At 48.3% G+C, this 358-nt stretch carries 1 protein-coding gene; it reads left to right on the forward strand.

Annotation, left to right across the window (positions count from 1 at the left end; translation table 11 throughout):
* Nucleotides 1–358, forward strand: a 358-nt coding sequence (locus CVN76_RS00395) for a gamma-glutamyltransferase (RefSeq protein ID WP_198512390.1), incomplete at both ends; no start/stop codon positions are given.

Raw genomic sequence — 358 nt, forward strand, 5'->3', positions numbered from 1 at the left:
GCTTGGCCGAAGCCGAACCAAGGCTTTCATCCGATGAAACTTCACTGTTCTACCCGGATGGCGAGGCTCTTGAACCAGGTGAGACGCTAAGACAGGAAAAGCTTTCCGATACATTGAAGGGAATTCAACAAGAAGGCCCTGATGGTTTCTATAAAGGGGAAATCGCCCGGGATATAAAAAAAGAAACAGACGTCGACTTGATGGATTTAAAGCGCTATGAAGTGAAGGAACGGGAACCGGTTCAGGGAACATTTGCAGGTTACGACGTTTGGACGGCCCCTCCCCCCTTTTCAGGAGTAACAGTTCTTGAGATGTTAAAGCTTGCCGAGGAAGCGAACCTTGGTGATGCAAAAAGCAA

The sequence above is a fragment of the Bacillus sp. mrc49 genome (genome assembly GCF_002803435.1).